This is a genomic window from Streptomyces liliiviolaceus (genome assembly GCF_018070025.1).
Lineage (GTDB): Bacteria > Actinomycetota > Actinomycetes > Streptomycetales > Streptomycetaceae > Streptomyces > Streptomyces liliiviolaceus.
The window spans coordinates 6,493,841-6,515,549 of record NZ_JAGPYQ010000001.1; the positions used below are offsets into that span (position 1 = coordinate 6,493,841).

The window sequence follows — 21,709 nt, forward strand, 5'->3', positions numbered from 1 at the left end:
TCGTTCACTCTTCCCGCGTCGTGTCATCGAGACCGGCGCCTTCGAGCGCCAGGGTGATCAGGCTTTCCGCGTCCATCACGTCGATGGAGAGTTCGTCGGAAGGGCCGACGGCCGGAGCCGGTTCCCGCTCCTGGGCGCCGGCGAGTTCGAGCAGGCTGTCCATCAGGCCCGCCTCGCGCAGCCGGTTCAGGGGAATGGTCCGCAGGATCCGCCGGATCGTGTCCTCACCGGCATCGGTCCCGGCCGAGTCGGGCGCCAGCTCCGCCGCAATGTGGGCGGCGAGGGCGCGGGCGTTGGGATAGTCGAACACCAGCGTCGGCGACAGACGCAGTCCGGTGGCCGAGTTGAGGCTGTTGCGCAGTTCGACCGCGCTGAGGGAGTCGAAGCCGAGGTCGCTGAAGGCCCGCTCCGGCTCGATCGCACGGTGGTCGCCATGTCCGAGGACGGCGGCGGCGTGGCTGCGGACCACTTCCAGCAGCATCTCGTCGCGTTCGTCCGGCGGCACACCGTCCAGCCGTCGCGCGAGCGCCACGGCGGAGCCCGCCCCGGCGTCGACGGTCCGCCGGGACATCCTGCCCACCAGGCCCCTGAACAGGTGGGGAAGGTCTCCGCCAGCGGCGGCAAGGGCCTTGAGGTCGAGCCGTACGGGCAGCAGGGCCGCCTCGTCCAACGTGCTCACGGTGTCGAACAGGGCGAGGCCCTGGTCAGCGGAGAACCCCTCCACCCCGGACCGGGCGATCCGTTTGGCGTCGGCATGGTCCAGCCGGGCAGCCATGCCTCCGGAGTCCGTGGCCCAGGGACCCCAGGCGAGCGACTGGGCGGGCAGACCGCTGGCCCGCCGATGCACGGCCAGCGCATCCACATAAGCATTGGCCGCCGCGTAATTCCCCTGCCCCGGAGCACCCAGCACACCCGCAGCCGACGAGAACAACACGAACGCCGACAGACCCATGTCCCGAGTCAGCTCATGCAAATACCAGGCCGCATCCACCTTCGGACGCAACACCGCATCCACCCGCCCCGGCGTCAACGACGAGACCACCCCGTCGTCCAACACCCCGGCACCATGCACCACACCCGACAACACACGGCCCGCAACCAACGCCGCCACCGCATCCCGATCGGCAACGTCACACGCCACCGCCTCGACCTCGACGCCGAGTCCGGTCAGTTCCGCACACAGCTCCGGGCCTCCGGGAGCCTGCGCTCCCCGACGACCCACCAGGACGAGACGACGAACCCCGTGCTCGACCACGAGATGCCGCGCCACGAGGCTGCCCAACGCACCGAACGCCCCCGTCACCAGCACCGCCCCTGCGCTGGAGAACACCGTCGGAGAAGCGTCCCGAGCCTCCACCGCCACCCGCGCCAACCGGGGGGCGTGCACGACACCTTCGCGAATGGCCACCTGCGGCTCGCCCGAAGCGGCTGCCGCCGTCACGTCAGCACGGCCGGTGTCCACGTCGAAATCGGCCAGCACGAACCGGCCGGGATTCTCCGACTGCGCCGACCGCACCAGACCCCACACCGCCGCACCCGCGAGGTCGGTGACATCCTCGTCGCCCACGGACACCGCGCCCGAGGTCACGATCAGCAGTCGGGACGCCGCGTAACGGTCCTCGGCCAGCCAGGCCTGTACGACCGCGAGCACCTCGTGGGTGGCCTCCCGAGCGGCGGTGGCGTCCGGCCCGCCAGCGACCGGGAACACCACGACGTCCGGGACCGTGTCATCGGGTTTCAGCGTGTCCCACCGCGCCCAGACCGGTTCGTCGGCCCGGGTCACCGTGGTCGGCGCCCACTCCACCTTGAACAGCGATTCGTGGAGCTGGTGCGGTCCGGCGGCGGACGGCAAACGGTCCGGTGCGATCTGCCGCAGCGCCAGTGACTCGACGGATGCCACCGGCCGCCCGGACAGGTCCGTCACCCGGAACGACCGCGTGCCGGTCCCCGCCGGGGCCACGTGCACCCGCAGCGCCCTGGCGCCGGAGGCGAACAGTTCCACGCCCGACCAGGAGAACGGCAGGGCGACACCCTCACCGGTCGTCCCGTCGACCGCCAACGCGTGCAGAGCGGCGTCCAGGAGTGCCGGGTGCAGTCCGAAGCCGTCCACCGCCTCCGTGTCGGGAAGGGCGACCTCCGCGAACACCTCCTCGCCCTGCCGCCATGCCGCCCGCAGCCCCCGGAAGACCGGCCCGTACTCCAGACCCGCCTCGGCCAACCCGTCGTAGAGACTGCCCAGTTCAACCGGTACGGCGTCCACCGGCGGCCACTGCCGCAGATCGAAAGCCGCGTCCGTGCCATCCATGCCGTCGGTGCCATCCGTGCCGTCGTCGGAGAGGGTGCCCAGTGCGTGGCGCGTCCATGGGGCGTCGCCGTCCGTACGGGAGTACACCGACACCGGCCGCGTCTCAGGCCCGTCGATCGCGTCATCAGCCGTGCCTTCAGCGCCGGCGACACTCGTAGCGCCGACAGCCCCGACGACGACCTGGACGAAGGCATGGCCGTCGGCGGGCAGGACGAGCGGAGCCTCCAGGGTCAGTTCCTCAAGTCGGCCACAGCCCAGTTGGTCTCCGGCGCGGATCGCCAGCTCCACGAAGCCCGTGCCCGGGAACAGGGTGACTCCGCCCACCGTGTGATGGGCCAGCCAGGGGTGCGTGTGGACCGACAGACGGCCCGTCAGCACGACACCGCCCGAATCGGGTGACGAGACGACCGCGCTCAGGAGCGGATGTTCGGCCGCCCCGAGTCCCATCGAGAGGGCGTCTCCGCCGATCTGCGAATCCACCAGCCAGTACTTCTGGCGTTGGAACGCGTAGGTGGGCAGGTCCACCCGCCGGACACCACGCCCGTCGAACACCCTGCCCCAGTCGACCGCGACCCCACCGGCGTGCATCGCCCCGGCCGCGGTCAACAACGTCGCTGACTCGCCATACTCCCGGCGCAGCGTCGACACGACCAGTACGCCGGCCGCGGCATCGTCCACCACGGTCCGCGTCATCGCGGTCAGGACGCCGTCGGGGCCCAGCTCCACGAAGCGGGTGACCCCCTCGTCCCGCAGCGCCTGGACGCCGTCCGCGAACCGGACAGCATGCCGTACATGCCGCACCCAGTAGTCGGCGCCCGCGATCTCCGCCGCCTTGGCGGCATGGCCTGTCAGCGTGGAGACGATCGGGATGGCGGGCGCGCTGTACGTGACGCTCTCGGCCACCTCACGGAAGTCGTTCAGCATCGGGTCCATGAGCGGCGAATGGAAGGCGTGCGAGACCCGCAGACGACTCGTCCTACGCCCCAACGCACTGAAGTGGGCCTCCACCGCAGCGACTTGAGCCTCGGCGCCCGACACCACCACCGATGTCGGGCCGTTGACCGCCGCGATCGCCACCTCCGCGCCATCCAGCAACGGGGCGACCTCGTCCTCGGAAGCCTGGACGGCCGCCATCGCCCCACCCGACGGCAACGCCTGCATCAAACGGCCCCGCGCAGCCACCAACCGCGCCGCATCCCCGAGCGAGAACACCCCCGCCACATGAGCGGCGGCAAGCTCACCGATCGAATGACCCGCCAGGAAGTCAGGCCGCACACCCCATGCTTCGAGCAGCCGGAACAACGCCACCTCGACCGCGAACAGACCCGCCTGCGCGAACACCGTCCGATCCAGCAGATCGGCATGCGACCAGATCACCTCACGCAGTGACCGATCCAGATGGAGGTCAAGGGCAGCGCACACCTCGTCGAACGCGGTCGCGAACACCGGGAAGGACCCGTACAACTCCTCCCCCATACCGACCCGTTGCGCCCCCTGCCCCGAGAACAAGAATGCCGTCCGGCCGGAGTTCGCCGTTCCCCGCACCACTCCGCGACCAGGGACATCCCCAGCCAACTCGTCGAGCCCGGACAGCAGGTCAGCGCGGTCCCGGCCGACCAGCGCAGCACGGTGGTCCATGGCTGGGCGCGACGTGGCCAGGGAGAACGCCACATCGGCGGCGTCCAGCTCGGGGTGAGCCGTGAGATACGACCGCAGTTTCTCCGCCTGCCCCCGCAGTCCATCGACGGACCTAGCGGAAAGCACCCAGGGAACGAGCGGGAGTTCGCCCGCAGACGACTCCTCGTGCTCGGCCTCCGCTTCGACGGGCGCCGCTTCGATGATGACGTGGGCGTTGGTGCCGCTGATCCCGAACGAGGAGATCCCCGCCCGCCGCGGACGACCGTTCTGCGGCCACTCACGCGCCTCCGTCAGCAACTCCACAGCCCCCGAAGCCCAGTCCACCTCCGGCGTCGGAGCATCCACGTGCAGCGTGCGCGGCAGAACACCGTGGTCCATGGCCTTGACCATCTTGATGATGCCCGCCACACCGGCCGCCGCCTGCGTATGACCGATGTTCGACTTGATCGACCCCAGCCACAACGGACGACCCTCCGGACGATCCTGCCCATACGTGGCCAGCAACGCCTGCGCCTCGATCGGATCACCCAATGTCGTGCCGGTGCCGTGCGCCTCCACCGCGTCCACATCCGCGGCGCTCAAGCCTGCTGTGGCCAACGCCTGCCGGATGACACGGCGTTGGGACGGACCGTTCGGCGCCGTCAGCCCATTCGAAGCACCGTCCTGGTTCACGGCGGAGCCACGGACGACAGCCAGCACCGGATGACCGTTCGCGCGGGCGTCCGCCAGCCGCTCCACCAGCAGCATCCCCGCACCCTCACCCCACGAGGTGCCATCCGCCGCAGCCGCGAACGACTTCGCCCGCCCATCGGGGGCCAACCCCCGCTGACGACTGAACTCGACAAAGGTCTCCGGGGTAGCCATCACCGTCACACCGCCGGCCAGCGCCAGTGAGCACTCCCCCGACCGCAACGCCTGTATGGCCCAGTGCAGGGCGACGAGCGACGACGAGCACGCGGTGTCCACGGTGACCGCCGGACCCTCAAGACCCAGCGTGTACGAGATCCGCCCCGACGCCACCGAACCCGTACTGCTGTTGTGGGCGTAGTCGTGGTACATCATCCCGGCGAAGACACCCGTCGAACTCCCCCGCAACGACGACGGATCAATACCCGCCCGCTCCAACGCCTCCCACGACACCTCCAACAGCAACCGCTGCTGCGGATCCATCAACCACGCCTCATTCGGACTGATCCCGAAGAACCCGGGATCGAACCCCGCGGCGTCGTAGAGGAACCCGCCCTCATTCACGTAACTGGTGTGGGGCCGTGCCCCTTCGGGGTCGTGGAGCCGGTCGGTGTTCCAGCCGCGGTCGGCGGGGAAGCCCGCCACCCCGTCGGCCCCGCGCGCGACCAGGTCCCAGAGGTCTTCCGGCGAGACGACGCCGCCGGGGTAGCGGCAGGCCATGCCCACGATGGCGATCGGGTCGTCGTCGACCGGGGCCCTGACGGCGGTGGTCTGCCCGTGGGCGGGCGCGAAGCCCATGATCTCGTCCACCAGGTGCTGTGCCAGGGTCAGCGGCGTCGGGTGGTCGAACACCAGCGTCGCCGGCAGCCGGAGCCCCGTCACTTGGTTCAGCCGGTTGCGCTGCTCGACGGCCGACAGCGAGTCAAAGCCGAGGTCGCGGAAGGCCCGTTCCGGCTCGACCCGGCCCGGGTCGTCGTATCCCAGCACCGATGCGGCCTGGACGCGGACGGTGTCCAGCATCATCGGTACCCGCTCGGCAGCGGGCAGCGCGGCGAGACGGACCCGCAGGGCCGCCGCCGAGCCGCCTCCCGCCTCCGCGGTGCGGCGCGAGCGTCCCGCCAGGGCGCGCAGCACGTGCGGGAGCGCGTCGCCCGCGGCGGCCAGGGACCCGGTCTCCAGGCCTATCGGGATGAGCAGGGCATCGGTGGTCCGCAGGCTCGCGTCGAAGAGCCCGAGTCCCTGTTCGACGGTCAGCGCGCGGACCCCGGACCGGCCCATCCGCTGGGTGTCGCCGCCGTCCAGCCGGCCGGACATACCCGTCCCGGTTCCCCACAGGCCCCAGGCCAGCGACCGTCCCGGCAGCCCGTGGGCTCGCCGGTGGGCGATCAGGCCGTCCAGGTACGCGTTCGCCGCCGCGTAGTTGGCCTGCCCCGGCGCGCCCATCACGCCGGCCGCGGAGGAGAACAGCACGAACGCCGACAGCTCCATGTCGCGGGTCAGTTCGTGCAGGTGCCGGGCGCCCAGGGCCTTGGGGGCGAGCACCGCGCGCATCCGCTCGGGAGTCAGGGACGCGATCACTCCGTCGTCCAGGAGCCCGGCCGCGTGGACCACGGCGGTGAGGTCACGATCGTCCAGCAGTGCGGCCACCGCTGCACGGTCGGCCACGTCGCACGCCACCACCTCGACCTCGGCACCCAGTCGGCCCAGTTCGGTGCACAGTTCTGCCGCGCCCGGCGCCTGCCCTCCCCTGCGGCTGGTCAGCAGCAGGTTCCGTACCCCGTGGACCGTCACCAGGTGCCGGGCCACCAGGGCTCCCAGCGCGCCGGTGCCACCGGTGATCAGGACGGTCCCCGTACCGAACGCCGGTTCCGGGTCGCCCGAGTCCGCCGGGACGACCGCCCGTGTCATCCGTGGTACGTGACCGGCTCCGGCCCGGATCACCATTTGGGGCTCGTCGACGGCGACGACCTTGGCGACCACACCCGCGAGGTCGCCCGGCTCGTCCACGTCGGCGAGCAGGAAGCGGCCGGGATCCTCCGACTGGGCGGACCGGACCAGCCCCCATATCGCCGCGCCGGTCAGGCATTTCACGTCTTCGTCCGCGAGCGCCACGGCTCCCGAGGTGACGAACAGGAGCCGCGAGGACGCGTACCGCTCCCCCGCCGACCACGTCTGAAGGGCGGTAAGCACCCGGTTCACCCCGTCGACGAGGTCGCCGTCCGTGACGGGCAGGACGACGACTTCCGGTACGCCGGACACGTCGACCGTGTCGGAAATCGGCTCCCACAGTCCCCAGGGGACCTCTCCCCTCTCCTCCTCCGGTGTCGACGAGGTCTCCTCCACCGGTGTCGCCGAGGGCCACTCCAGACGGTACAGGGAGTCGTGCGATGTCGGTGCGGAGACCGCCAGTCGCTCCGGCGAGACCGGGCGCGACAGCAGGGAGTCGACGGACAGCACCGGCTGCCCGTCCTCGCCGGCGAGCCGCAGGGAGACCCCGTCGGCTCCGGCCGGTGCCAGCCGCGCCCGGACGAACCGTGCGCCGGAGGCGAACAGCCGCACCCCGTTCCACGCGAACGGCAGCACCGCCTCGTCCTGGTCCGTCGTCCCGTCCCCGGCGACCAGGGCCGTGTGCAGGACCGCGTCCAGGAGCGCGGGGTGCACACCGAATCGGCCTGCCTCACCCCAACCGTCCTCGGGCAGGGCGACCTCCGCGAAGAGTTCGTGCCCACGCCGCCACACCGCCCGCAGCCCCTGGAACAGCGGTCCGTAGTCGTAGCCCACGGCGGCCAGCCGTTCGTACGAGCCGTCCAGCGGGAGCGCCGAGGCGCCCTCCGGCGGCCACACCGTCAGACCGAAGTCGTCGGCTGAGACACGTGCGGGGGCAGGTCCATCGACTGTCAGTATGCCGGTGGCGTGCCGGGTCCAGGGGGCGTCGGGCGCGCTCTCGCTCGGCCGCGAATGGATCCCGACCGGCCTGCGGCCCGCCTCGTCCCCCTCGTCCACCACGACCTGCACGGTGACACCGCCGTGCTCGGGCAGGACCAGCGGAGCCTGGAGAGTGAGTTCCTCCAGCGTTCCGCTGCCCAGGTGGTCCCCGGCGCGGATCGCGAGCTCGACGAGCCCGCTGCCGGGGAACAGGATGCCGCCCAGCACCCGGTGGTCGGCCAGCCAGGGCCGGGTGCCGACCGACAGTCGGCCGGTGAGCACCGCACCACCCGAGTCCGGCAGGGTCACGACCGCGCTCAGCAGGGGGTGGTCGGCGGGCAGGAGTCCCGCGCCGGACAGGTCGCCCGACTCGGTCGCCCCCTCCACCCAGTACCGCTGCCGCTGGAACGCGTAGGTCGGCAACTCCACTGCTGCGGGCGGGTTCTCGCCCTGGATCGCCCGCCAGGACACGGGCACACCACGCACATGGAGCTGCCCGACCGCGGCGACCATGGTGACGCTCTCGGGTCGGCCGGACCGCAGGACCGCCGTCGCGGTGACGTCGCCGCTCGTTTCCTCCAGGGCGGCTTGGGTCATCGCGGTCAGGACACCGTCCGGCCCCAGTTCCAGGAAGCGGGTCACACCCGCGGCCCGCAGCGTCCGCACACCTTCGTAGAAGCGCACCGCTTGCCGCACGTGCCGGACCCAGTAGTCGGCCGAGTCGAGGTCTTCCGCCGGACCGCCCGTCACGTTGGAGACGATCGGGATGGCGGGCGCGCTGTACGTGATGCCCTCGGCGACTTCGCGGAAGGCGTCGAGCATCGGGTCCATGAGCGGGGAGTGGAAGGCGTGCGAGACCCGCAGACGGCTCGTCTTACGGCCCAGCGCCTTGAAGTGGGCTTCGACGGAGGCTACTTGGGCGTCCAGACCGGACACCACGACCGACGTCGGACCGTTGACCGCCGCGATCGCCACCTCCCCGTCATCCAGCAGCGCGGTGACCTCGTCCTCGGAGGCCTGAACGGCAGCCATCGCCCCACCCGACGGCAACGCCTGCATCAAACGGCCCCGCGCAGCCACCAACCGCGCCGCATCGCCGAGCGAGAACACCCCCGCCACATGCGCCGCCGCCAACTCACCGATCGAATGACCCGCCAGGAAATCAGGACGCACACCCCACGACTCCAGCAGCCGGAACAGCGCCACCTCGACCGCGAACAACCCCGCCTGCGCGAACACCGTCCGCCCGAGCAACTCAGACTCCGACCACACCACCTCACGCAGCGACCGATCGAAATGCAGGTCCAAGGCAGCGCACACCTCGTCGAACGCGGTCGCGAACACCGGGAAGGACCCGTACAACTCCTCCCCCATCCCCACCCGTTGCGCCCCCTGCCCCGAGAACAGGAACGCCGTACGGCCGGACGCCGCGACCCCGCGTGCCGTCCCCGGGCCGGGGGTGTCGTCGATCAGCGAGTTCAGGCCCGACAGCAGTTCGTCGCGGTCGCGGCCGACCACGACCGCGCGGTGTTCCAGGAGCGCCCGCGTCGTCGTCAGTGCATGGCCCACACCCGCCGGGTCCAGGTCAGGCCGGGACAGCACATGGGTGCGCAGCCGCTCCGCCTGCCCGAGCAGGCCGTGCCCGTCCCGCCCGGAGATCACCCACGAGAGGACCGGGAGCGGATTCGGTGCCGTTTCCCCGGCCTCTGCGGGGGCGGGTTCCGGTGCCGCCTCGACGATCACGTGGGCGTTGGTGCCGCTGACACCGAACGAGGAGATACCGGCGCGGCGCGGGCGGCCGTACTCCTCCCATCGCCGTGCTTCGGTCAGCAGTTCCACCTCGCCCGACGTCCAGTCCACCTCCGGGGTCGGCTCGTCGATGTGCAGCGTGCGGGGCAGGACGCCGTGGTTCATGGCCTCGACCATCTTGATGATGGCGGCTATTCCGGCGGCGGCCTGGGTGTGTCCGATGTTCGACTTGATGGACCCGAGCCAGAGGGGGCGCCCTTCGGGGCGGTCCTGTCCGTACGTGGCCAGGAGGGCCTGCGCCTCGATCGGGTCGCCCAGCGTGGTGCCGGTGCCGTGTGCCTCCACCGCGTCCACGTCGGCCGGTGTCAGCCCGGCGTTCGCCAACGCCTGCCGGATGACGCGGCGTTGGGAGGGACCGTTCGGCGCGGTCAGCCCGTTGGACGCGCCGTCCTGGTTGACCGCGGTGCCCCGGACGACGGCCAGCACCGGGTGTCCGTTCGCGCGGGCGTCCGACAGCCGCTCGACCAGGAGCATGCCCGCGCCCTCGGCCCAGGACGTTCCGTCGGCCGAGGCGGCGAACGACTTGGCGCGCCCGTCGCGCGCGAGTCCGCGCTGCTCGCTGAACTCCACGAAGACATCGGGGGCCGCCATCACCGCGACCCCGCCGGCCAGTGCGAGGGAGCATTCGCCCGAGCGGAGCGCCTGCACCGCGAGGTGCAGGGCGACCAGCGACGACGAGCACGCGGTGTCGACGGTGACCGCCGGGCCCTCCAGTCCGAACGTGTAGGAGATGCGGCCGGAGGCGACCGAGCCCGTATTGCTGTTGTTCGCGTAGTCGTGGTACATCATCCCGGCGAACACGCCCGTCCGGCTGCCCCGCAGGGTCGTGGGGTCCATCCCGGCGCGTTCGACGGCCTCCCAGGAGACCTCCAGCAGCAGCCGCTGCTGCGGGTCCATCCAGCGGGCCTCGTTCGGGCTGATCCCGAAGAACCCGGGATCGAAGTCGGCGGCGTCGTGCAGGAACCCGCCCTGGTCGACGTAGCTGGTGCCCGGGCGGGAGCCCTCGGGGTCGTAGAGGCGCCGGATGTTCCAGCCCCGGTCCGAGGGGAAGGGCGTGATGCCGTCGATCCCGTCCGCCACCAGGTCCCACAGCTGGTCCGGTGTGGTGACTCCGCCCGGGTAGCGGCAGGCCATCCCCACGATCGCGATGGGGTCGTCGTCGGCGGGAGTGCGTACCGCGACCGGTGCGGCGCCCGCCGTCTCGCCCGAGCCGGAGATCTCGTCCGTCAGGTAACGGGCCAGCGCGGTCGGCGTCGGGTGGTCGAACACCAGGGTGGCGGGCAGCCGAAGTCCGGTGACCTGGTTCAGGCGTCCGCGCAGCTCCACGGCGGACAGGGAGTCGAAGCCGAGTTCGCGGAAGGCGCGCTCGGTGTCGATCGCGTCCTGGTCGTCGAAGCCGAGCACCGCTGCCGCCTGGGCGCGGACGATCTCCAGGACCGCCGTGCGTCGGTCGTCCTCGGGCAGCGGCGCGAGGCGGTCGCGCAGTATCCCGGCGGCGGCCGGTCCGGACGCGGCACGGCGGCGTGCGCGGTCGCCGCCCAAGCCCCGCAGGAGGTGCGGCACTTCGCCGGAGGCGTCGGCCGGTGCGGCGGGATCCAGGGCGATCGGGACGAGGAGTGGTTCCGGCCGGACGGTGGCTGCGTCGAAGAGGGCCAGGCCCTGCTCGACTGTGAGGGCGTGCACGCCGGAACGTGCCATCCGGCGGACGTCGCCGTGGTCCAGCCCGCCGGCCATGCCGGTGCCCGTGGCCCACAGGCCCCATGCCAGGGACCGCCCCGCCAGGCCTTGCGCGTGCCGGTGCTGGACCAGGCCGTCCAGGAACGCGTTCGCCGCCGCGTAGTTGCCCTGTCCGGGCGAGCCGAGCACGCCCGCGGCGGAGGAGAACACGATGAACGCCGACAGGTCCATGTCGCGGGTCAGTTCGTGCAGATGCCGGGCGCCCAGGGCCTTGGGTGCCAGAACGGCGTCGAGCCGTTGCGGGGTCAGGGACGCGACCACGCCGTCGTCGAGGATGCCGGCCGCGTGGACGACCGCGGTCAGGGTGCGGCCGGCCAGCAGTGCGGCCAGGGCCGGCCGGTCGCCGACGTCGCAGGCGGCCACCTCCACGTGCGCGCCCAGTTCGGCGAGGTCGGCCATGAGCTGTCCGGTGCCCGGGGCGTCCTCGCCGCGTCGGCTCGTCAGCAGCAGGTTCCGTACCCCGTGGGCCGTCACCAGATGCCGGGCCAGCAGGGCTCCCAGGCCGCCGGTCCCACCGGTGATCAGCACGGTGCCCGTGCCGAACGGCTCGTCCGGGCCGGGTACGGGAGGGCCCGGTACGCGCGCCAGCCGGGGGACGTGAGCCGTCCCGGCGCGTACGGCGGTCTGGGGTTCGCCCAGTGCCAGCGGGACGAGATCGGCGAGATCGTCGGGGGTGTCGGTGTCCACCAGTGCGATCCGGTCGGGGTCCTCGGACTGCGCCGAGCGGACCAGGCCCCAGACGGCGGCCGCCGCGAGATCGGTGACGTCCTCGCCGTCCACCGACACCGCGCCCGAGGTGACGACCAGCAGCCGGGATGCCGCGTACCGCTCCCCGGCCGTCCAGGTCTGCAGTGCGGCAAGCACTTCGTGGGTGACGGCGCGTGTCTCGTCGGCCTGTACCGCTTCGGCCTGTACCTCTTCGGTCCGTACCTTGTCGGTCCGTATTGCGCCGACCCGTACCTCGTCGGTCCGTATTGCGCCGGGCAGGACCCCGTCGCTCCTGACCGGCAGGACGACGACGTCGGGGACCGTGTCGCCGACCTCGTCCCACACCGCCCAGCTCGGAGCGCCGGAGGCCGTGGGGAGTGCGGCGGGAGACCAGTCCAGCCGGTACAGGGAGTCCGTGGAGGCCGGCGTGGCACCCGCGAGGCGCTCGGGCGACACCGGGCGGGACACCAGGGAGTCGACCGACGCGACGGGCCGCCCGGCGCCGTCGGCGATCCGCAGCGCCACACCGTCCGGGCCGGCCGGGCTCAGCCGGGCGCGGACCACCGGCGCCCCCGCCGCGAACAGCCGCACCCCGTTCCAGGCGAAGGGCAGGACGAGGTCGTCGCCCGCGTCCCCGGAGACCGCGCTCGTGTGCAGGACGGCGTCCAGCAGCGCCGGATGCAGCCCGAAGCGGGCGGCGTCGTCCCAGGCGTCGTCGGGCAGGGCTGCCTCGGCGAAGAGGTCGTCGCCGCGCCGCCACACCGCGCGCAGCCCCTGGAACAGGCGCCCGTAGCCGTAGCCGGTCCCGGCGAGCCGTTCGTACGCGTCGTCCACCGGGATCGCGGTCGCGCCGGGCGGCGGCCAGGCGGTGAGGTCGAAGGCCGGTGCGGTCGTGCCGGGGGTGAGGGTGCCGCCCGCGTGCCGGACCCACACCTCGTCGCCCGCCGTGCCGCTCGACCGGGAGTAGATCCCGACCGGGCGCCGGCCGGTGTCGTCCGCGTTCTCCACCACGACCTGGACGGTGACGCCGTCGTGGTCGGGCAGGACCAGCGGCGCGTGCAGGGTCAGTTCCTCGACCGTGCCGCAGCCGACGCGGTCGCCCGCCCGGACCGCCAGTTCGACGAACGCGGTCCCGGGGAACAGCACGGCTCCCGCGACCATGTGGTCGGCGAGCCACGGCTGGGTGCCCGGGGACACGCGACCCGTCAGGACGGCCCCACCCCCGTCCGGCAGGGTCACCGCGGCTCCCAGGAGCGGGTGTTCGACGGGCTGGAGACCGGCCGAGGCGACGTCCCCGGCGGTGCCGGCGTTCTCCAGCCAGTAGCGGCGGCGTTGGAACGCGTAGGTCGGCAGGTCGACCCGGGAGGCGCTGCCCAGCAGCGGCCTCCAGTCGACGGCGTGGCCGTGCACGTGCAGATGGCCGATTGCGGTGAGCAGTTCGGTGGCCTCGGGCCTGTCCCGGCGCAGGGTGGGGACGGTGAGGGCGGTGTTCCCCGCGGCGTCGAGGCAGGCTTCGGTCATGGCGGTGAGAACGCCGTCCGGGCCCAGTTCCACGAATCGGCCGACACCCGCCGCACGCAGCGTCCGGATTCCGTCCTGGAATCGGACGGTCCGGCGGATATGGCGGGTCCAGTATTCCGGCGACTCCAGTTCTTCGGCCGTTCGGCCGGTGACGTTCGAAATGACGGGGATCGACGGAGGGGAATAGGAAAGCCCCGCCGCGATCTCCTGGAATTCGGCGAGCATCGGTTCCATCAGGGGCGAGTGGAAGGCGTGCGACACCCGCAGTCTGCTGGTCTTGTGTCCGAGTCCCTCGAAGTGCCCGGTGATGCGGTGCACCGCTTCCTCGGTGCCGGAGACGACGACCGAGTTCGGCCCGTTGACCGCCGCGATGTCGACGTCGGCTCCGGCGCCGAGTTGTGCGCGGACCTCGTCCTCGGTGGCCTGGACGGCGGACATCGCGCCGCCGGCCGGGAGCGCCTGCATCAGCCGTCCGCGGGCCGCGACGAGCCTGGCCGCGTCCGCCAGGGAGAGCACCCCGGCCACATGGGCGGCGGCCAGTTCGCCGATCGAGTGGCCCGCGACGTAGTCGGGAACGACGCCTGCCGCTTCCAGCAGGCGGAACAGTGCCACCTCGACCGCGAAGAGTCCGGCCTGTGTGTAGGACGTCCGGTCCAGCAGTCCGGGTCCGGACCTGACGACCTGGGCCAGTGGCCGGTCGAGGTGGGGGGCGAACTCGGCGCAGACGGCGTCGAAGGCGTCCGCGAACACGGGGAACGCGGCGTGCAGTTCCTGTCCCATGCCGGTCCGCTGCGAGCCCTGGCCGCTGAACAGGAACGCGGTCGGCTCCCCGGCCGCGGCGACACCGCGCAGTACGCGTCCCCGCCCGTCGAGCGGTTGACCGGTCGGGTCGGCCAACTCATCAAGTCCGGCGAGTAGTTCGGCGCGGTCCCGTCCGACGACGACCGTCCGGTGCTCCAGCGCGGCGCGGCCGGTCGCCAGCGAGTACGCCACGTCGTGGAGGTCCAGTCCGGGGTGCGTACGAAGGTGGGTGCGCAGTCGGCCGGCCTGGCCGCGCAGACCGGTGTCGTCGCGCGCCGAGAGCGTCAGGGGCATGGCCGGGGGCCGGTGCGGCGACCGCTCACCGGTGTCGGGGGCGGACGGTGGCCCGGCGGCGTCCGGGGCCTGTTCGAGGATGACGTGGGCGTTGGTGCCGCTGATCCCGAAGGAGGAGACCCCCGCCCGGCGCGGACGATCCGTCCGCGGCCATTCGCGCTTCTCGGTGAGCAGCCGGACACCGCCCGGTGACCAGTCCACATGGGGGGTCGGCGCGTCCACGTGCAGCGTCCTGGGCATGACACCGTGCCGTAGCGCCTGGACGGTCTTGATGATCCCGGCGACACCGGCGGCGGCCTGCGCGTGACCGATGTTCGACTTGACCGACCCCAGCCACAGGGGCCGTTCCTCCGCGCGGTCGCGCCCGTAGGTCGCCAGCAGGGCCTGGGCCTCGATCGGGTCGCCGAGGACGGTGCCGGTGCCGTGCGCCTCCACGAGGTCCACGTCGTGCGTGCTCAGCCCGGCGCCGGCCAGGGCCTGCTCGATCACCCTGCGCTGCGAGGGGCCGTTCGGCGCGGTCAGCCCGTTGGAGGCGCCGTCCTGGTTCACCGCCGAGCCGCGTACCACCGCCAGGACCGGGTGGCCGTTGGCGCGGGCATCCGACAGCCGCTCGACCAGCAGCATTCCGGCGCCCTCGCCCCACCCCGTGCCGTCCGCGGCGGACGCGAACGCCTTGACGCGGCCGTCGGGGGCGAGTCCGCGCTGACGGCTGAACTCGATGAACGTCTCGGGTGTCGCCATCACGGTCACGCCGCCGGCCAGCGCCAGCGAGCACTCCCCGGACCGCAGGGAGCGCATCGCCCAGTGCAGCGCCACCAGCGACGACGAGCAGGCCGTGTCCACCGTCACCGCCGGCCCCTCCAGGCCCAGGGTGTAGGAGATGCGTCCCGAAGCGATCGCTCCGGTACTGCTGTTGAACGCGTAGTCGTGGTAGTTGACGCCGGCGAAGACACCGGTGCGGCTTCCCCGGTAGACGGACGGGTCGATGCCCGCCCGTTCGAACGCCTCCCACGAGATCTCCAGGAGCAGCCGCTGCTGGGGGTCCATCGTCAGCGCCTCGTTCGGCCCGATGCCGAAGAAGGCCGGGTCGAAGTCCCCCGCCTCGTGCAGGAAGCCGCCCCGGTCGACGTAACTCTTGCCAGGGCGGCCGGGTTCGGGGTCGAAGAGGTTCGCCACGTCCCAGCCGCGGTCCCGCGGGAGGCCGGAGAGTCCGTCCCGTTCCGCCGCGACCAGGTCCCACAGTTCCTCGGGCGAGGCGACACCGCCGGGAAAGCGGCACGCCATCCCCACGACGGCGACGGGTTCGCGCTCCCGCTCCTCGATCTCGGTGATACGGCGTCGCGCGTCGCGCAAATCCGTAGTCGTCCGCTTGAGATAGTCGAGGAGTTTTTCCTCAGTGCTCATCTCGGCCACCCCGCGCTTAATCGACCAGCTTTGGCGTCCACCATGGATCCGCACTCGAACGGCAATCGAAACGGACGCTAGCGAGCGGCCTCAGGGGCTCACCACCCTTACCCGCCCCTACCCCTGCGCGCGCTCCCCGCGGTCGCGGGTCCGGCCCGTGAAGATCTCCATGGCGTCGGGGCCGAGACTTCATGCAGTGCAACTTTCGGCCAGCGGACTCCCCGCTTCCCCGCCCTGCCCCGTCCATAGACTCACGCCGGGCAAGAGGAACAAATGTTCATACAGTTCACACGGAACGGGGCCGCTGTGAGGCTGATAGATCGCACCAAGGAACTGGCTGTGCTGGACTCGGCGCGTGCCGAGGCGTTGTCCGGGCGGACCCGGACGGTACTCATCGAGGGCGCGGCGGGCTGCGGCAAGAGCGCACTGCTCGCCGCTGTGGCCGAACGCGCCGCCACCCAGGCCGTGGTCCTGCACGCGGAGGGCACGGAGTCGGAGAGCAGGCAGCCGATGGGGCTGCTTCGTCAACTGCTGGACAACGTCACGGCCGACGGGCGGCCTCAGCTGCCCGACCCGGACGAGGGGCCGCCACGCCCCGAGTCGATGCGGGAGTTCTGCACGTGGCTGCACGGCTTCGCCGCGGCCGACCCGGTCGTGTGCTCCATCGACGATCTGCACCACGCCGACGAACTGTCACTTCAGTACCTGCGGTACTTCATCCGTCATGTGCGCTCCGCGCGCATCCTTCTCGTGGCGGCGGCCACGCCGCAGCACGGGAGCGCCGACCCGTCGCTGCAGTCCGAACTGCTGCGCAGTCCCGCCTCCCGGTACGTACGGCTGCGCAGACTCAGTCGTCTGGGCGTCGCCAAGATGCTCGACGCCGATCCGGAGCTGTCCCGGCACCACGGCCTGGTGGAGGATCTGCACAACATCAGCGGCGGCAATCCGCTGCTGGTGCGCGCCCTGCTGGAGGACTGCCGTGCCGCGTGGCCCGACACCGCCGAACCGCGCGCGCTGCGGCCGATGACCGGGGGGCTGTTCGCGCACGCCGTGGACACCTGTCTGCGCCGTAGCGGTCGCGCCGCCCGCGAGGTGGCCGCCGCCTTCACCGTCCTGGGCGGTCTCGGTACCCCCGAGCGGTCCGCGGAACTGCTCGGCATCAGCGTGTCGGCCGCGGCGCGCGGCATAGCGGCGCTCACCTCCGCCGGCATTCTCGACGGATGCGGTTTTCGGCACCCGGCGGCCCGCGCGGCCGTCCTCGACGACTTCACCTCGGCGGAGCAGGCGCGGCTGCACCGCCGGGTCGCCCGGCTGCTGCACGACACGGAACCGCACTCGACCGCGGTGACAGGGCATCTGCTCGCCTCCGCGCAGGCGGACATCCCCTGGTCCGAGACGCCGTGGGCGACGGACATGCTGCGCGACCACGCCGAGCGGCTGCTCGCCCGGGACGAACCGAGGCCCGCGGCGGCGGCGCTGCGACTGGCGTACGAGGCATGCTCCGACGAGCGGATCCGGATCGACATCACCACCCGCCTGTCCACCGTGCTGTGGCGCTTCGATCCGAGGAGGGCCGAGAGCCTTCTCTCCTCCTGCCTCGACACCGCGAGGAGCGGCACGCTGACGGGTCCGCAGCTGGGGTCGGTCGCCCATGTGCTGGCCTGCCAGGGCCGGGTGGCCGAGGCCGCCGGTATCAACGACCGGATCGCCGAGTCCGCGAACCGGACGGGTGACACGAGTCTCCAGCTCCCGGAGCTGCCGGGCAGCCGGGTGCTCACCTCGTACTGGGACGTGCCGGACGCGGCGGACCGCAGCGCGGGTACGGCGGCGGAGCGGGTGCTGGAGCAGTCGGTCCTCACCGACACGACTCTGCACGCGCTCCATCAGGCGGTGCGCGCCCTCGCCCATTCCGCGCAGCCGGAGCGGGCCGCCCACTGGAGCCAGAGCCTGGCCGAGGAGGCCGAACGTCGCGAGGCTCCGGGCTGGCAGGCGCTGTTCACCACCCTCCACGCGGAGGTACTGCTGCGGCTCGGCGATCTGCGGGGGGCCGAACTGCAGGCCTCCGCCGCACTGGACGTCCTGCCGGCACCGGCGTCGGGCGCCTTCGCCTCGGCACCCACCGCGGTGCTCGTCCGGGCACACACCATGACCGGACGTTTCGCCGCGGCGGCCGACCGGCTGAACCGGCCCGCCGATGACCAGCTGTTCGACAGCATCCACGGCCCGGGCCATCTGCGCGCACGGGGGCTGTACCACCTGGCCACCGATCAGTTCCACCTGGCGCTGGGCGACTTCATCGAGGCCGGCCGGCTGCTGAAGCGCTGGCAGCTGGACAGGCCCGTCGTGCTGCCCTGGCGCACGGACGCGGCCGAGGCGCTGCTGCGGCTCGGTGAGGTGCAGCAGGCGGAGCGCCTCGTACAGCGTCAGCTCGCCTCGCCCGACGCCCGCCATCCGTGGGTACGCGGGATCTCCCTGCGGACGCACGCGAAGACCGTGCCCCAGGAGGAGCGCCCCGCGCTGCTAGGTCAGGCCGTCGAGGAGTTGCGGCGGTCCGGGGACCGGGTCGAGCTGGCGCGGGCGCTCGGCGAGCTGGGCCGGGCCCTGCAGTCGGTCGGCGAGGCCACCCGGGCCAACACGATGACCCGGCGCGCCTGGAACCTCGCGCACATCTGCGGGGCCAAGCCCCTGTGCGAGGAGACGATCCCCGGCAGGGCGTCCAGGGACCTCACTCGTGAGCGGACCCTGATCCCGGCGACCACCGCGGTCGACTCGAAGCTCAGCAGTTCCGAGCAGCGGGTCGCCGCGCTCGCGGCACAGGGCTATACGAATCGTGAGATCTCGCTGCGGCTGTACATCACCGTGAGCACGGTGGAGCAGCATCTCACCAAGGTCTATCGGAAACTCAAGATCAGTCGGCGGCAGGATCTTCCCGTGGATCTCCAACTGGCTTCCGCGCAAGGGTCCTGAGAACCTCATCCGTCCGGGCGGGAGACCGTCGCGGGTTTCCAGGGTTCCTTTGCCTTGGCACAGGTGACAATCGAGTTCGCAATTCGTGTCGGCCAAGCGCGGAGGCTTTTTGCACTCGGTCATTCATTACTGTCGCAATAGGTGGTGAACACCTCGTGTTCGGCGCGGCGCCCCGGCCGGGGCGCCGCGCACGCCGTGTCCGGGGCGCCGGGCCGGGCACAGCAGTGGCCCCTCCCCGGGCAAGGGGAGGGGCCACCGACATGTGCGTCAACTACGTGCGCGCGGCCAGCCGTTGTCGTCGGACGGGCCGTGGAGCCTACCCTCCGCGCCCGCGTTCCGCCTCTCCGGACCCACTGCCGCGGGAGCGGATCCCGTCGGCGGTTCGCCCGAAATGGCGCCTCTCATCATGAAGAGCCCCATGCATCCCCCATTGGTGATGATTTGGTTTCTGCAGCGGAGAAGCGTCGTGCGTCGTCATCGCTTCCCGACCCCCCTTCGAGTGACCAGATCCAGGATGCCCGACTCCGGCGCTCCCCCCAAGTCCACTCCACTGGCGTAAAGTTGCATGGCAACAACTGAAGTCAGCACGGGGGAGAAGGACTGCATGGGAGGAATCAACGGCTCCACACCGGAGTTCGCCGAACTCGACCACTCAAGCGCCAACGCATATCGACATGCAATTCGGCGCGGTCAGTTCGTGCGAGAAGAAATAGCCGATGAATTAAAGGTGTCCAGCACGGAAGTGTCCCGGATCGAGGACGTACTGCGCCATCTGCGGCTGCTTCAGCCGCTGCCCGGCGACCCTGACCGGCTGGCTCCCGTGAGCCCGGACGCCGCCGCCGCGGAGCTGCTGGGCTCCTCCGAGTGGCAGATACGCGAACTGCAACAGGCGGTCAACGAAGTCCGCACCCGGATGCTTTCCCTGATGCCGACCTATTTCGAGGGTCGCCGCCAGCGCAATCAGATGGAAGCCTTCGACCTCATCACGGACGTCGACACCATTCGCGCGCTCCTCGACGAGCATCTGCTCCGCGCCCGCGCCGAAATGTTGACTGTTCAACCTGGAGGAGCCCGCCCGCCCGAAGTTCTCGACACCGTCCGGAATTCAAATGTCGCCGCACTGGACCGGGGTGTCCGAATGCGCACCCTCTACCAGCACACGGCCCGCAGCGATCTGGTCACCAGCGCCTATGTCTCCGAAGTCACCGCCAAGGGCGCCGAGATACGCACCACCGACGAACTCATCGACAGACTGATCATCTACGACCGCGAAGTCGCCTTCCTGCCCGAGCAGAACCTGCCCGACCCCGGGCGCGGCGCGGTGATCATAAGAGAGCCCAACCTGGTCGCCTTCATGTGCTCGGTGTTCGATCACATGTGGCAGGGCGCTCTCCCCTTCCAGCCCGGCACCAGCGCACCCGAGCCGCTCGCCGACGAGGTCAAGGCGTCGATCCTGCGGCTCATGGCCAACGGCTACAAGGACGAGATGGTGGCCCGGCGGCTGGGTATGTCCGTACGCACCTGCCGTCGGCACATCGCCGAGATCACCGAGGAACTGAAGGCCACCAGCCGCTTCCAGGCCGGGGTCAACGCCACGCTGTCCGGGCTGGTCCAGCCCACTTCGGGGGACTAGCCCCCTCGCGGGCGAGAGCCGTCCGCGAACCGTCGAAGCCCGCGTCGTACACGGCTGCGCCCACGCAGTAGCCGTTGGGCAGCAGGAAGGTACGGAACGCCCACTCCGCACCGGTACCGGGCGTTCCGTCGGGCCTGTGCACCTGCGTGGGCCTGCCGTCGGGGCCGAACCCGAACTCCGTGAACCGGAGTCGCCGCTCGGCCCCGATGGCCTTGCCGTAGGCCTCTTTGAGTGTTCGCAGCCGGACGAGCGTCGGATTGCGTTCCGCCTCCGGCAGATTGGCGAGCGAGATCAGCTCGTACGGCGTGCACACGTGCGTGCTCGCCCCCGGGCCGGACAGCTGCCGGTCGGCACGCTGCGAGTCCACGCCGATCAGGCCGGTGGTGGTCAGTCCCACCAGCAGCCGGTCCTCGGCGTGGCTCAGACTGATGTCCATCTGGTCGCAGCCGCGCAGATACGGGCGTCCGGCCGGCCCGTAGCCGAGTTCCAGGTCCTCGGGGTCACCGCACGGCATCACGCCCGCCGCATGTTTCAGCAGCAGGCGGCCGGCGACGTGCCGGATCCGGGTCTCGGGGCGGGCGAGGTCGAGATGGCGGGACCAGTCGCGGCCCAGCAGACGGCGCATCTCCGGGACGTCCTCGGGCTCGGGGCACCAGTCGGCCAGCCGTGTATGCACCAGGGCGGTCCCGCACTGCCGGAGGTCCCGTACGACCCGCTCCCAGCCGTCGTCGCGGTCCAGGACCTCGACGGGTTCACGGAGCGGGGGACCCACGGTCGAGTCGCCCGGAAGTGTCATAACGCGTCCCAGGAACACACCCAGCCCGCGCAGTCGCCCCGTACCGAACACGAGTGCCTGCCCAACACCGTCTCCCGCCTCACGACAGGGCACCCTCTCCGGACAACGAGGGCACCGCCTACCCTATGAAGCCCGCACGTGCGTCAAACCCCTTATGAGACCAGTCAATGCCCCTGTGGCACAAGAAGAGGATCCTCGCGAGCGGCCGAATTACCGATTCCGCGAACCAGCGCCCACTGGCGTTCCTGCCGCCTCCGCAAAAAATCCTCAACCATTGAATCAATCTCCGGAGCATCGGAGCACTGATCAGTGAAGCATGGGCCCGCTCACCCAAGAGGACGGCACAACACCGCACTTAATGCCGTGCAAGTTGTGGCCAAGAGCACGAACATCTCGGCCGTGAACAGCGCACTCGACAGCGCAATCCGGAATGCGGCCCACGCGAAAAGGGCCCCGCAGGCTCTCGCCTGCGAAGACCCTTCGC

4 protein-coding genes are annotated in these 21,709 nt (G+C 71.3%); 2 read left to right on the forward strand and 2 right to left on the reverse strand.

All coding sequences use genetic code 11. The features are described from left to right. Positions 1-4 precede the first annotated feature (4 nt). Positions 5-15,829 (reverse strand): type I polyketide synthase, encoded by a 15,825-nt coding sequence (locus J8N05_RS28035; protein WP_210887526.1) that lies wholly within the window; start codon positions 15,827-15,829, stop codon positions 5-7. Between the two features lie 306 nt (positions 15,830-16,135). Between J8N05_RS28035 and J8N05_RS28040 the strand changes: the two genes are divergently transcribed. Next, positions 16,136-18,796, forward strand: a complete 2,661-nt coding sequence (locus J8N05_RS28040) for an AAA family ATPase (RefSeq protein ID WP_210887529.1) — start codon at positions 16,136-16,138, stop codon at positions 18,794-18,796. 604 nt (positions 18,797-19,400) lie between these two features. Further along, on the forward strand, positions 19,401-20,429 hold the full coding sequence (locus J8N05_RS28045) for a helix-turn-helix transcriptional regulator (protein ID WP_210887531.1): 1,029 nt from the start codon (positions 19,401-19,403) through the stop codon (positions 20,427-20,429). On the opposite strand, the gene J8N05_RS28050 is transcribed toward J8N05_RS28045, so the two are convergent. Next, complete coding sequence (locus tag J8N05_RS28050) at positions 20,383-21,225, reverse strand: 4'-phosphopantetheinyl transferase family protein (RefSeq protein WP_210887533.1); 843 nt, start codon at positions 21,223-21,225, stop codon at positions 20,383-20,385. The genes J8N05_RS28045 and J8N05_RS28050 overlap by 47 nt on opposite strands. Positions 21,226-21,709: the final 484 nt, after the last annotated feature.

What these genes read in the sequence shown, in the direction of transcription:
- J8N05_RS28035 (WP_210887526.1), bottom strand. Translation starts at nt 15,829, where the DNA reads ATGAGCACTGAGGAAAAACTCCTCGACTATCTCAAGCGGACGACTACG.
- J8N05_RS28045 (WP_210887531.1), top strand. Translation starts at nt 19,401, where the DNA reads ATGGGAGGAATCAACGGCTCCACACCGGAGTTCGCCGAACTCGACCAC.
- J8N05_RS28050 (WP_210887533.1), bottom strand. Translation starts at nt 21,225, where the DNA reads ATGACACTTCCGGGCGACTCGACCGTGGGTCCCCCGCTCCGTGAACCC.